12 protein-coding genes and 4 tRNA genes are annotated in these 12,484 nt (G+C 50.4%); 8 read left to right on the top strand and 8 right to left on the bottom strand.

What is annotated here, in order from left to right; translation table 11 throughout:
* The first annotated feature begins 2 nt into the window (after nt 1–2).
* Genes EHW56_RS08430 through EHW56_RS08405 form a run of 6 tightly spaced genes read left to right on the top strand, consistent with a single transcriptional unit; the run spans nt 3 to nt 5,716 of the window.
* Nucleotides 3–848, top strand: a complete 846-nt coding sequence (locus tag EHW56_RS08430; protein WP_152799514.1) for a protein-glutamate O-methyltransferase CheR — start codon at nt 3–5, stop codon at nt 846–848.
* A 1-nt stretch (nt 849) separates the two neighbouring features.
* Nucleotides 850–1,500, top strand: coding sequence for a chemotaxis protein CheD (locus EHW56_RS08425; RefSeq protein ID WP_152799513.1), 651 nt, complete (start codon nt 850–852; stop codon nt 1,498–1,500).
* Nucleotides 1,500–2,552, top strand: coding sequence for a chemotaxis response regulator protein-glutamate methylesterase (locus tag EHW56_RS08420; protein WP_046074025.1), 1,053 nt, complete (start codon nt 1,500–1,502; stop codon nt 2,550–2,552). The genes EHW56_RS08425 and EHW56_RS08420 overlap by 1 nt, the downstream gene beginning before the upstream one ends.
* Nucleotides 2,542–3,708 (top strand): methyl-accepting chemotaxis protein, encoded by a 1,167-nt coding sequence (locus tag EHW56_RS08415; protein WP_152795009.1) that lies wholly within the window; start codon nt 2,542–2,544, stop codon nt 3,706–3,708. The genes EHW56_RS08420 and EHW56_RS08415 overlap by 11 nt, the downstream gene beginning before the upstream one ends.
* A gap of 9 nt (nt 3,709–3,717) precedes the next feature.
* Entirely contained in the window at nt 3,718–4,017 is a 300-nt protein-coding gene (locus EHW56_RS08410) for an STAS domain-containing protein (RefSeq protein ID WP_046074027.1), read from the top strand.
* A 10-nt stretch (nt 4,018–4,027) separates the two neighbouring features.
* Entirely contained in the window at nt 4,028–5,716 is a 1,689-nt protein-coding gene (locus tag EHW56_RS08405) for a SpoIIE family protein phosphatase (protein WP_152795007.1), read from the top strand.
* Nucleotides 5,717–5,889: 173 nt separating this feature from the next.
* Here the strand turns inward: EHW56_RS08405 and EHW56_RS08400 are convergent.
* From EHW56_RS08400 to mutY, 7 genes are all read right to left on the bottom strand, one after another.
* Nucleotides 5,890–5,965: transfer RNA gene (locus EHW56_RS08400), tRNA-Asn, on the bottom strand.
* Between the two features lie 4 nt (nt 5,966–5,969).
* Nucleotides 5,970–6,045: transfer RNA gene (locus EHW56_RS08395), tRNA-Phe, on the bottom strand.
* A 2-nt stretch (nt 6,046–6,047) separates the two neighbouring features.
* Nucleotides 6,048–6,123, bottom strand: a tRNA-Thr gene (locus EHW56_RS08390).
* Between the two features lie 45 nt (nt 6,124–6,168).
* Nucleotides 6,169–6,244: transfer RNA gene (locus EHW56_RS08385), tRNA-Phe, on the bottom strand.
* Nucleotides 6,245–6,379: 135 nt separating this feature from the next.
* The gene (gene mltC / locus EHW56_RS08380) at nt 6,380–7,522 is read right to left on the bottom strand and encodes a membrane-bound lytic murein transglycosylase MltC (protein WP_152795006.1); all 1,143 of its coding nucleotides are present in this window, start codon (nt 7,520–7,522) and stop codon (nt 6,380–6,382) included.
* Nucleotides 7,523–7,621: 99 nt separating this feature from the next.
* Nucleotides 7,622–7,894: an oxidative damage protection protein gene (locus EHW56_RS08375; RefSeq protein WP_046074030.1), complete on the bottom strand. Its 273-nt coding sequence runs from the start codon at nt 7,892–7,894 to the stop codon at nt 7,622–7,624.
* Nucleotides 7,891–8,979 (bottom strand): A/G-specific adenine glycosylase, encoded by a 1,089-nt coding sequence (mutY, locus tag EHW56_RS08370; RefSeq protein WP_172970003.1) that lies wholly within the window; start codon nt 8,977–8,979, stop codon nt 7,891–7,893. The genes EHW56_RS08375 and mutY overlap by 4 nt, the downstream gene beginning before the upstream one ends.
* Before the next feature lie 201 nt (nt 8,980–9,180).
* Between mutY and trmB the strand changes: the two genes are divergently transcribed.
* Complete coding sequence (gene trmB / locus EHW56_RS08365; protein WP_077650485.1) at nt 9,181–9,897, top strand: tRNA (guanosine(46)-N7)-methyltransferase TrmB; 717 nt, start codon at nt 9,181–9,183, stop codon at nt 9,895–9,897.
* Nucleotides 9,898–9,985: 88 nt separating this feature from the next.
* Nucleotides 9,986–10,906, top strand: a complete 921-nt coding sequence (gene glsB, locus EHW56_RS08360) for a glutaminase B (RefSeq protein WP_172970002.1) — start codon at nt 9,986–9,988, stop codon at nt 10,904–10,906.
* 122 nt (nt 10,907–11,028) lie between these two features.
* Here the strand turns inward: glsB and hemL are convergent, their stop codons facing one another.
* Entirely contained in the window at nt 11,029–12,321 is a 1,293-nt protein-coding gene (gene hemL, locus EHW56_RS08355; protein ID WP_046074034.1) for a glutamate-1-semialdehyde 2,1-aminomutase, read from the bottom strand.
* Nucleotides 12,322–12,484 lie beyond the last annotated feature (163 nt).

Below are 12,484 nucleotides of genomic sequence, written 5' to 3'. Positions count from 1 at the left end.
TCATGTCAGCGCCAGTGAATGCTTCGTCGGCTGGCGCCTATGATTTTAGCCAACGGCATTTCCACTATGTACAGACGTTTATGCAAAGCGAAACGGGTATTTTTCTTGCGGATAAAAAGAAAAGCATGGTGTATGGCCGGTTGGCGCGCTGCTTACGCAGAACAGGGATGGCGACTTTTGATGATTATTTTGCGTTGGTGGAGCAGAGCAAAGATGAACGTGTGGCCTTCATTAACGCGCTAACCACCAATAAAACCCAGTTCTTTCGTGAACGTCATCATTTTGAGTTTTTAGCGTATCAGCTTATTCCGCAGTGGCAAGCGGCGAAGCAAAAGCGTATCCGGATTTGGTCAGCGGGCTGTTCGACCGGTGAAGAGCCTTACACTATCGCCTCCGTGCTCGCGGGTCATGGGATGTTAGAGGGGCAATTAGATGTACAAATTCTTGCCACTGACTTAGATACCCAGGTGCTCAACACCGCCAGTAATGGCACTTACAGTTTGGAAGTGGCGCACACCATCCCCAAAGCGTATTTGCAAAACGGCTTTTTAAAAGGAAAAGGCATCAAACAAGACTTGTTTAAGGCCAAGCGTCAGCTTCGTGATGTGATCAGTTTTAAACAACTGAATTTAAAAGGGGAGTGGCCTCACAAGCACGCAATGGACGCGATCTTTTGTCGCAACGTGATGATCTATTTTGAACGCGATACACAGCAGCGACTCATTGAGCGGTTTTGGCAGCAGCTTGTTCCCGGCGGTGTGCTTTTTATCGGCCACTCGGAAGGGATCGGAAAGATGGCAGAGAGGTTCGATAACTTAGGCCACACTATGTATCGCAAACGGGAGTGATATGCACCAAGCGTTGGAATTACATCATCATGCGCATGAGAAAACACTAAAACGTTTTTTTAGTCCTGAGCATGATAAGCACATGGTGAAGCTCCAGCCTGGCGATGTTTATGTTAGCTCTGATGATGAGCTGATTGCCACAGGCTTGGGCTCATGTATTGCTGCGTGTATTTGGGACCCTTTGGCTCAAGTTGGAGGCATGAACCATTTTATGTTGCCACTCAAGCTAGAAGAGGCGGAGTCCACCTGGACACCCGAACAGAATTTGTCGCGTGCCGCGCGCTACGGCAACTACGCGATGGAAATTCTGATCAACTCTTTGCTGCAACAAGGCGCGGTGAAAAACCGGCTGCGGGTAAAGCTGTTTGGGGGTGGCAATATCATGGGGCAAAACATCGCGATTGGCCGTAAGAATATCGATTTTGTTCGCCAATATGTCATCAATGAGCAACTCCCCTTGATATCTGAAGACCTTGGGTTGGCATTTCCACGCCGGGTACTTTTCGAGCCGCGCACGGGTAAAGCGTGGGTAAAGAAGATTCAATCGTTGAGCCAAAAAGAGTTGGTGGCGGAAGAAACGCAATACAACCAGCGCTTGCTGCAGGAGTCTTACAATGATGGCGCCGACGAGCAAGATGTGGAGTTATTCTGATGAGCCAATATCGCTACAAAGTGTTAGTTGTCGATGACTCGCCGCTTTATCGCACCTTGATAAGAGAATGCCTAGAAAGTGACGCTGAGTTAGAAGTGGTTGGCGCAGCGGCTGATCCCTACGAAGCGCGCGAGAAGATTAAAAAGCTTAATCCCGACGTGATCACGCTCGATGTTGAAATGCCCAAAATGGATGGCATCCAGTTTCTTAAAAACCTGATGCGTTTGCGGCCGATGCCCGTGATCATGGTCTCGACCCTGACTCAGCATGGTGCAGATGTCACCTTGGCGGCACTGGAAATCGGCGCGGTGGATTATGTGCCTAAGCCCTCAGCGAACAGCGCGACCGCGATCACTCGCGAGCGTGATGAGCTGGTCAGCAAAGTGAAAATGGCTGCCCAGGCCAATGTCGGACAAACAAAGAGTTGGCATAAACAGCCGAATGTCACCATCGATCGTCAGCATTATAACCGCCGGGGCTATCAAGTCATTGGTTTGGGGGCATCGACGGGAGGAACAGAGGCACTGCGCGGCGTCCTCGAACGTCTGCCTGCCCACATGCCACCGATTGTGGTGACGCAACATATCAAAGCGGCGTTTTGTGGCCCTTTCGCCAAGCGGTTAGACCGTGCGTGTCGTTTGCAGGTTGAAGAAGTGACTTCGGAAAGGGTGCCTTTGGTACAAGGGCATGTCTATGTGGCGCCGGGAAACCAACACCTTACCGTCGTTAATCGACAAGGGCATTTGTATTGTCAGCTCTCTAATAGTGACCCGGTTGAACGACACCGTCCATCGGTTGATGTGATGTTCTCATCCATCGCAGAGTCGGTGGGAGGGAAATCTATTGGTGTGATATTAACCGGGATGGGCAGAGACGGTGCAAATGGTTTGCTGCAAATGTATCAAACCGGTGCACTTACTGCTGCGCAAGACCAAGCGAGTTCTGTGGTATGGGGAATGCCAAGAGTCGCGATCGAACTTGGTGGCGTGGCAAAGACGCTGTGTTTAACCGAAGTGGCAAATTTTTTAGTGGAGGCCGTGTATGGACGCTAATCGCTACACATTTGTTTGGCCACCTGCGCTGACGATGGTCAGTGTGGTTGCGTTAGCGCTTTGGTCAATGTCTTGGCAGACCATGGCGCTTGCTGGGCTTGTGCTCGTCAGCATGAGCTGGCACCTGTGGCAATTACGCCACACAGCGCAATCTATCACTCAGCATGGCGCCTCTGACAGCACTGAGACGGGCGATGAGCCTCAGCAAATTTTGCGTCGTATCCACCATATTCTGTCTATTGAACTCGTCCCTATCCGTGAGCAACTCTCACGCCAACGTGAGGTGATTGATCACTCGGTAGAAAGCCTTAACAACAGCTTTTTCGCGATGCAAAGTGCCTGTCGTGATCAGGTCAACACTGCCACCAAAATGGCCAATGAGCTGCTCTATAATGATGAAAGTGAATACAGTCTCACCAAGGTGTTGCCAGCCACTGAGAAAGCCATTGATGGCTATATCGACATCATGGTGAAGGTCAGTGATAAAAGCGTGGCGTCGATTTATATCATTGAAGAGATGTCCGGCAAGCTCAATGAAGTGTTCCAGCTGTTGGATGATGTGCAGGCCATGTCGGAGCAGACCAACTTATTGGCGCTTAACGCGGCGATTGAAGCGGCGCGAGCGGGGGAGAATGGGCGCAGTTTTGCGGTGGTGGCGCAAGAAGTTCGTTCCCTCGCGATTAAAGCGACCGACCTGAATACCGAAATCCACAAACACATCGATTTGGCCCAAGACAGCGTCGATAAAACAAAGTCGACAGTGGGGGAGATCGCCTCGCTCGATATGACCGAATCAATTCGCTCGAAAGACTATATTGATTCGCTCCTTGAAGGGGTTAAAGAGGTCAATGATGAAGTGGGTAAAGAGATAGAACGCGTTTCCTCTCTGGGCGAGCAAGTGCAAAGTGAAGTGAACACGTGTATCAAAAACCTCCAGTTTGCCGACATTGTATCGCAACAAGGTGGGCACATACTCGATAACTTGCACATCTTAGAAGAATTGAACGAGCTCATTATTAACACCATGGCGGACGATACCATCGACTGGCCGCAACTCAACCAACAGGTCAATGAGATAGAGGAAAAAGCGGGGTCTGCGGCGCGAGCGCCAGCGAAACAAGCCTCGTTAGACGAGGGTGACATTGAATTATTTTAAGGATGATTCATGAATATCAAACGCGACATATCGAGTGATGAAAAACAAGCCGTTTTGCATGTAAAGGGCGAGTTTAACTTCGCTTTGGTTCAGGAAGTGCGTAACGCCTATGTGGATCTTAAAGGGAAGGACGTGATCGTCGATTTACGGGAAGCGACTTATATGGACAGTGCGGGACTGGGGATATTGCTCAATATGCAAGATTATCTCGATAAGCCTAATGGTGCGATCAAGCTGGTCAATTGCTCTGATGCGATAAAACGGGTGCTATTGATTGCCAAGTTTGAAAAGAAATTCCACATTGAGTGAGTAAGCGCCTATGAACGTCTTGGTAGTGGATGATGAACCGGCATTAGTACATTATATTGCCGCGGCATTAAAGACCGAAACAGACAATATCAGTATGGCGATGAATGGCCAAGAAGCGTTATCGCTCCTCGAGAATATTGATCCTGTAATGTTTCCTGATCTCATCATTTCAGATGTGAATATGCCCAAGCTCAATGGCTTTGACATGGCGCAAGAGATAAGGAATCGCTATCCGCAAACATTGCTGCCGATTGTGTTCCTTACCGGGGTCAGTGATCCTGATATCTTTGCTAACTGCTTGAAAACAGGGGATGACTTTGTCAGCAAACCCGTTGACACCGCCGTGCTGATCGCCAAGGTGCGCACGCATTTGCGCCATGTTCGCTTATTCCGAGAAGTTAGCCATCAACGCGACCAGCTCAAGCAATTCCAAGAAACCACCGTTTACGAACATGCCATGGCTAGCCAGATATTTGAGCGCTTGATGTCGTTCAATGTTGATGGCGTGCCGGGTGTCGAGACGTTCTCAGGCGCATTTAGCCTTTTTAATGGTGATGTGACCATGGTTCTCCGCCGACCATTTGGTGGACTCTATATTATGATTGCGGATGCCACTGGGCATGGCTTACCCGCCGCTATCAGTACTATTCCTGCGGTTAAAACCTTTATCGCCACGGCAAGACGAGGGTTGCCTGTGGGTGATATGGCCATTGAAATAAATGAGCATATCTGTACTTTTATGCCAGTTGGCACCTTACTTGCCGGCGCGTTGGTGGAGGTGATGCCAGATGGCCTGACGGTTAACGTTTGGAGTGGCGGGCTACCCGATGCGTATTGTCTGGATAAACACGGGCAAGTACTCGCCTCATACCAAGGTCGGCATATGGCATTAGGCGCACAAGCAAAAGGGCAGTTTGATGCCACTATCACTCGATTAGCACTTCAGCCGGGCCAACGCTTGTTTTTTGCTACCGATGGCGTAACAGAAGCACGCAATAGCGCAGGTAAGCAGTTGGGCGAAGTAGGGCTGATTCGGACCTTAAGTGGCTGTCAAGGCAGTTTGATAGCACAAACCAAGCGTACCTTAACTGCCTTTGCCGGTGACAATGGTGTCACGGATGATGTGTCTATGCTCGAGCTGACCTTTCCGCTGATAGCCCCTCCTCGTGAGCCACTTTCCGAAAAGAGCGCGACTTATTCGGTCGTCCCTTCAACAACTCACATCGTGTTTGATACGGCTTTGCTAAAAGAAGCGGATATTGTTAGGGACTTGCGCGGCCGTGTAAAAGGGATGGTCGGCGAGAGTACTGACTTAGATTTGATTTGTACCGTGGCGTCAGAGCTTATCACCAATGCGTTGGACTATGGCATTTTAGGCATGCAGTCGGTGAGTAAAGACGATGTGGATGGCCTACTGCATTACTTTAGCGAGCGGCAAGCCAAGCTCAACGCGTTGAGCGGGGATTACGCCATTAAACTTGATTTGGTTTATCAGCCTGTAGAAGGCTTCTTTAACATGCGTTTGTCACACACGGGAGACGGGTTCGACTATCAGTGGCACTTACATGATAAAAATCATGATGCAGATAGCCTTTCCGGTCGAGGGATTACTCTGGTGCAATCAATCTGTGAGGAGGTCATTTACAGTGATGAAGGGCGTCAAGTCGATGTGGTATTCAAATTACAGATGAATGAGTGACATAGTTGGCGATAGCCAAACAAGCCAAACAAAAAAAACGCTAACCTTTCGGCTAGCGCTTCTTTAAAGGTGGCTCCCCCAACTGGACTCAACGGGGGCGCCTAGCCCAGTGACATATTTGGCGATAGCCAAACAAAAAAACGCTAACCTTTCGGCTAGCGCTTCTTTAAAGGTGGCTCCCCCAACTGGACTCGAACCAGTGACATACGGATTAACAGTCCGCCGTTCTACCAACTGAACTATGGGGGAATAATGGTGCCTCGAGGCGGAATCGAACCACCGACACGGGGATTTTCAATCCCCTGCTCTACCAACTGAGCTATCGAGGCAATGGTGCCGGCTGCCGGAGTCGAACTGGCGACCTACTGATTACAAGTCAGTTGCTCTACCAACTGAGCTAAGCCGGCACACAAATCGCGAAATACTGTGTGTCACACCATTATTTCATTATATGGTGCCCGGAGGCGGAATCGAACCACCGACACGGGGATTTTCAATCCCCTGCTCTACCGACTGAGCTATCCGGGCTAACGGGGCGCTATTAAACGGATTTTCCGTGTCACCGTCAACTGTTTTTTTGAAAAAAGTGCTGATATCGCATTGTTTGGATAAAAACCCAGCGAAGTGCGATAAAAACAAGCAAAAATCGGCGCTCACCACCCTTTATTGGGGGAGTTTAGAAAACGCTTTTTGATAGCGGGTGACCTTTTGCAAGTAGCGCCGAGACTCCGAAGAGGGGTGGCGGTGAGTCAATGCCCAATAGACTTGATTCGGGCGCAGCTTGTTTAAATCCTGCATGGCTCGGCGTCTATTGCTATCAAACGTGCGCAGGACATTCCCTGTTCCGCCGTTATAAGCGGAGATCATGCTGTAGTGCAAAGAGAGTGGATCGCGTACGGCTTTAAGATAGCGGTTTTTAAGAATGTAAAAATAGGCGGTGCCTGTATCAATATTTCGCTCAGGATCAAAAAGATACTTAGGCGTAGGTTGACCACTACGCTTCTTTACCAGCTTGAATACATCGCGGCCAGCCGTTTTGGGAACCACCTGCATTAATCCATATGCATTGGCCCAACTCACTGCATAAGGATTAAAACTGCTTTCGGTTTTGATGATCGCATAAATCAGTTTTTCAGAGATGCCGTAACGCTTGGATGCACGGCGGACGATATCGGCATATTGATAACGGCGCTTGGCAACATGATCGTTCACCATGGGAATGGTGACGTAATACATGTTTTGAAAACGCACTTTTTTCTTTTTTAACCGCTTGTCAATTAGGTAGTTAGCAAAGCGATTGGCGCGCCACTCCCAAGTAATCGTTTTTCCTTCATGATCCACCACTTGTCCTTCGAGAAATGGGCGTCCATTGAGTGGCACTTTCGCCGCAGAATACAGATCGACGGAAGCCGGATCTCGGGGCGTGAGTAAGGTGGTGACGATGGCTTGTTTGAGGTGAGACTTCGGTGCATCAGTGGCGACGGTTTCCACGCGGATAACACCGCGTTCAAAATCAATGCGCGCCCGACTTTTGTAATTGTCTGTGTATTTGACGTAATCCCGTTTGCCTGACACGAACACTTGGTTTTCTCCCCAGCGCACCTCAATGTTGCCGGTGAACTGGCTAATCAGTTGATTCAGGGCGTCGATGTCTTTTTCGAACTGGCCGGGGATAGGCGCTAGATTTTTAGCAAACCGATTGGTGGTTTGATAATCCACGCCTACGTATTTTTCTACGCTTTCGCGGCTACAACCGGACAGCAAGGTGCTAAAACAGCACACCAACAAGCAAAGTATTCGCGTCATCGTTATTGCATTAGTATAAAAAACACCCGCACTGAGATTAACACAATGCGGGTGCTTTGTAGCCTTGGCGATGCCCGAGTGTGGACGGGGCCGCGTTAATTAGGCCTCGGGTGGCACATAACCGTCGATATGCACATCTTGGCCTTCGAATAGAAACTTCACCATTTCTTCTTCGATCACCTTACGGTGCTCAGGATCCATCATGTTGAGTTTTTTCTCGTTAATGAGCATGGTCTGCTTTTTCTGCCACTCAGCCCAGGCTTCTTTGGAAATGTTGTCATAAATGCGTTTGCCGAGCTCGCCGGGATAAAGCTGGAAATCTAGCCCGTCGGCTTCTTTTTGTAGACGTTGGCAAAATACGGTACGGCTCATAGTCTAGGCTCCTTGTCATCGCCTGTGAGATGTTGTTGGCGCTCGTGTTCTACTAAGGTTAACAGCTTTTTCACTGGTGCCGCTAACCCAACTTTTGCTGGTTGCGACAAGTTATACCAAAGCCCTTGGTTCGCTTCCATGATGATTTGCGGCCGTTCATTAACACGCACCTTGACGGGGACAATATCGAGGTGAAAGTGGCTAAACGTGTGTCTAAACGCGGTGAGCACTTCAGTATGAGTCGGTTTGATCCCCTGCAGCTTGTCGGCAATATCGATATCAAGTGTATGCTCTGATGCTTCCGGTAAGCACCATAGCCCGCCCCATAGACCACTGGGCGGACGCTGCTCTAACCAGATATCGTCTTGGTATTGAATGAGTAAAAAGCTGACTTGCTTTACGGGCAGAGTCTTTTTGGGCTTTTTACCGGGAAAATCAAGCTGACGGCCTTGCGCGCGCGCTTCACAGCGGTCTGCGACCGGGCAAAGCTCGCACTTAGGCTTGCTGCGAGTACACACCATGGCACCCATATCCATCATCGCTTGATTGTATTTATCGGTATCCGTGGCGGGCGTGAGTGCCTCAGCGATGTCCCAAAGCTTGTTTTCTACCGGCTTCTTCCCAGGCCAGCCCTCGACGGCATAGCAGCGTGCCAAGGTGCGTTTGACGTTGCCATCCAAAATAGGATGGGGCTGATTAAGCGATAGCGATAGCACTGCGCCGGCAGTTGAGCGCCCGACACCAGGTAGCGCCATGACTTGCTCGAGTGTGGTAGGAAACACGCCGTTGTGCTCGCGGGCGATAACTTGTGCGGCTTTGTGTAGGTTGCGGGCGCGGGCGTAATAGCCAAGTCCTGTCCATAGGTGCAACACTTCGTCTTGTTCGGCATTGGCGAGATCGGTGACTGTTGGAAAGCGCGTCATAAAGCGCTCAAAGTATGGGATCACCGTGCTCACTTGGGTTTGCTGCAGCATGATCTCGCTGAGCCAGACCTTATACGGGGTTTTGTTTTGTTGCCAAGGCAGGGTTTTACGGCCATATTGCTCGTACCAGTTTAAAATGGCGTCGGAAAAAGATTGACTCACTGTGCTCTCTCTTATTGTTTTGCTCACACGTGCACAAAGGCAGGTCACAGGGTACACTAACGAGTAGGCACACTAATAGGATCAGTGCGGCCAACTTGCGCAATGGCGAAAACTTTGCATAATGCGCAGTCCGTTTAGATTTCCAACAATCGATGGTCTTTTTCACCACCATCACTAACACTGCATCACAGGCACTCAATCATGACTGAAGTCACTAAAACCGAACTGACCGAGGATGGCAAAGTTATTCGTAAAGTACGCAGCTTTGTGCGTCGCGAAGGCCGTTTAACCAAAGGCCAAGAGCAAGCGCTCAACGAATCTTGGCCGACCATGGGCATTGACTTCGAGGCGACCGAACTGGATTGGCAGCAGGTGTTTGGCAACGATAACCCAGTGGTGCTGGAAATCGGTTTTGGTATGGGCGCTTCTTTGGTGGAGATGGCTAAAAATGCCCCCGAGAAAAACTTTGTGGGTATTGAAGTCCACACCCCAGGCGTGGGTGCTTGTTTGATGGCCGCGCGCGAAGCCGATGTCACCAACCTACGTGTGATGTGTCATGATGCGGTCGAGGTGTTTGAGCAAATGCTGCCAAAAGACAGCCTCGACACGGTTCAGCTGTTTTTCCCTGATCCTTGGCATAAAAAACGTCACCATAAGCGCCGCATTGTCCAATTGCCATTTGCAGAAATGGTACGCGACAAATTGAAAGTGGGTGGCGTATTCCATATGGCGACCGACTGGGAAAACTATGCCGAACATATGATTGACGTGATGGAGGCTGCGCCTCACTATCAGAACGTGGCGCAAGAGGGGCTTTATGTCCCACGCCCTGACGATCGTCCTCTGACTAAATTTGAGCAGCGTGGGCAGCGCCTTGGCCACGGTGTTTGGGATATCAAATACACGCGCACCGCCTAAAAACGCGCGTGTGATTCGGTGTCACAGACACGCTTAAAGCCAACCTAGCGTTGGCTTTTTTGTCCTATGTTGTAGAAGGATCCTGCCGGTGAAACCCAGTGCGCAATTACTCGAGCAAATTCTTGCTGATGTTCGGCCATTAATTGGACAAGGCAAGGTAGCTGACTATATTCCGGCATTAGCGGATGTGGCTAATCACAAGCTCGGTATCGCTGTGTGTTATAACGATGGCGATGTGATCCGTGCCGGTGATGCGGATGAGGCATTCTCTATTCAATCGATCTCCAAGGTGTTGAGCCTGACACTGGCGATGCAAAACTATCAAGCCGAGGAGATCTGGACGCGTGTGGGCAAAGAGCCCTCGGGACAAGCGTTTAACTCGTTAATTCAGCTTGAGATGGAGCAAGGGATCCCACGTAATCCCTTTATTAACGCCGGTGCCTTGGTGGTCAGCGATATGCTACATACGCGCCAATCTGCGCCGCGCCAACGTATGCTAGAGTTTGTTCGCCATCTCGCTGACAACCCGCACCTTTGTTATGACAAAGGGGTGGCGGATTCAGAAATGCTGCACAGTGACAGAAACGCGGCGATTGCGTACCTGATGCGCGCGTTTGGTAACTTTGATAACGATGTGTTGCCGGTATTAACCAACTACTTTCATTACTGCGCGTTAGAGATGAGCTGTGTCGATCTAGCGAAGGCGTTCTTTTATCTGGCCAATAAAGGGACACCGCTGTCTGACAGCACCGCGATTTTAAGTCCTACACAAAGTAAACAGATGAATGCGCTGTTGGCCACTTGTGGCTTGTATGATGGTGCGGGTGAATTTGCTTATCGCGTAGGCATGCCAGGTAAGTCTGGCGTGGGGGGAGGCATTATTGCCATTGTACCTGGCGAGATGTCGATTGCCGTCTGGTCGCCGGAGCTAGACCCTTCTGGTAATTCACTGGCAGGGACGGCCGCATTGGAGCTATTGTCGGCGAGAATTGGTCGCTCGATATTCTAATGTGTCTCCGATTGTTGTGCCGATCATAAGGGCAATATTCACCCCGCTTTAACCTATAAAGGCCTCGCAGCACGCTGCGGGGCCTTTTTACTGGGCAAATACGCGCTGATGCCGTAATGAGTTTACGCGTCAGCTGCCAGTGTCGCAAAAGCGTGATCGGCCGCGGCGAGCGTAGCGTCCACTTCTTTTTGACCGTGAGCTAAGCAGGTAAAGCAGGCCTCAAACGCGGAAGGTGCCAAGTAGACCCCTTGCTCGAGCATTAAGTGGAAGAAACGCTTGAAGCGCTCGGTGTCACACTGTTGCACATCTTTAAAGCAGGTGACGGTCTCTTGCTCGGTGAAGAAGAAGCCAAACATCGCGCCTGCTTGGTTGGTGGTCAGCGCAATACCGTGTTTGTCAGCCAAGGACTTAAACCCTTCTGCGAGCTGATTGGTAACATGGGTCAAGTAATCGTGGTTACCTGGCTGACGTAGCTCAGACAAACAGGCGTGCCCGGCCGCCATGGCGACGGGGTTCCCCGCCAGTGTTCCCGCTTGGTATACCGGACCTGTCGGTGCCAAGTATTCCATCACTTCACGACGTCCGCCAAAGGCACCCACCGGCATACCACCACCGACAATTTTGCCCAGTGTGGTTAAGTCAGGTTTTACGTCGTAGTAAGCTTGTGCGCCACCTAATGCCACGCGGAAGCCAGTCATGACTTCATCAAAAATCAGTAAGGCACCGAACTCATCGCACAGCTCGCGCAGGCCTTGTAAGAAACCCGGTTGCGGCGGCACACAGTTCATGTTGCCCGATACCGGCTCAACAATGATACAGGCAACATCTTCAGGGTAGGTTTCGAATGTGTGGCGTACCGACTCAAGATCGTTATAGGTGCAGGTCAGTGTGTGCTTGGCAAAGTCGGCCGGCACTCCTGGCGAGTTGGGCTCACCGAGGGTGAGGGCACCAGAGCCCGCTTTGACCAGCAAGCAATCGCCATGGCCGTGATAGTTACCCTCAAATTTAATGAACTTATCGCGTTTGGTAAATCCGCGCGCAAGACGAATAGCGCTCATGGTCGCCTCAGTGCCTGAGTTCACCATGCGTACCATTTCCATCGAAGGCACTAGCTCTGCAACCAGCTCCGACAAGGTTGTTTCACTCTCGGTTGGCGCACCAAAGCTGAGGCCACGCTGTGCGGCATCCACCACGGCTTCGCGGATAGCACTGTGATTATGGCCTAAGATCATCGGGCCCCATGAGCCGACAAAATCGATATAGGCTTTGCCGTCGGCATCAAAAATGTAAGCGCCGTCAGCACGCTCCATGAAGACAGGGTCGCCGCCGACACCGGCAAAAGCACGCACGGGAGAATTCACGCCACCGGGAATGGTGCGTCTAGCTTGTTGAAAAAGTTGTGCTGATTTGGTCATGACATATCCTGTTTGGTAAGGCTTGGCCTAAATTGCGTTGGCGTATTTTAACCAAAGATACGGAACACTGGCGAGGTAGAGTATGATTTCGTTAAGACAAGATTGGCAATTAATACGTACTGATCACAGTTGCGATCAAACGCGCAATACTTGAACACTTTAC

Source organism: Salinivibrio sp. VGrn1, assembly GCF_009377995.1.
Classification (GTDB): Bacteria; Pseudomonadota; Gammaproteobacteria; order Enterobacterales; family Vibrionaceae; genus Salinivibrio; species Salinivibrio siamensis.
Note: the sequence above shows the minus strand (reverse complement) of the source record. Positions and strands in the feature narration are given on the sequence as shown.

What these genes read in the sequence shown, in the direction of transcription:
- EHW56_RS08430 (WP_152799514.1), top strand. Translation starts at nt 3, where the DNA reads ATGTCAGCGCCAGTGAATGCTTCGTCGGCTGGCGCCTATGATTTTAGC.
- EHW56_RS08425 (WP_152799513.1), top strand. Translation starts at nt 850, where the DNA reads ATGCACCAAGCGTTGGAATTACATCATCATGCGCATGAGAAAACACTA.
- EHW56_RS08420 (WP_046074025.1), top strand. Translation starts at nt 1,500, where the DNA reads ATGAGCCAATATCGCTACAAAGTGTTAGTTGTCGATGACTCGCCGCTT.
- EHW56_RS08415 (WP_152795009.1), top strand. Translation starts at nt 2,542, where the DNA reads ATGGACGCTAATCGCTACACATTTGTTTGGCCACCTGCGCTGACGATG.
- EHW56_RS08410 (WP_046074027.1), top strand. Translation starts at nt 3,718, where the DNA reads ATGAATATCAAACGCGACATATCGAGTGATGAAAAACAAGCCGTTTTG.
- EHW56_RS08405 (WP_152795007.1), top strand. Translation starts at nt 4,028, where the DNA reads ATGAACGTCTTGGTAGTGGATGATGAACCGGCATTAGTACATTATATT.
- mltC (WP_152795006.1), bottom strand. Translation starts at nt 7,522, where the DNA reads ATGACGCGAATACTTTGCTTGTTGGTGTGCTGTTTTAGCACCTTGCTG.
- EHW56_RS08375 (WP_046074030.1), bottom strand. Translation starts at nt 7,894, where the DNA reads ATGAGCCGTACCGTATTTTGCCAACGTCTACAAAAAGAAGCCGACGGG.
- trmB (WP_077650485.1), top strand. Translation starts at nt 9,181, where the DNA reads ATGACTGAAGTCACTAAAACCGAACTGACCGAGGATGGCAAAGTTATT.
- hemL (WP_046074034.1), bottom strand. Translation starts at nt 12,321, where the DNA reads ATGACCAAATCAGCACAACTTTTTCAACAAGCTAGACGCACCATTCCC.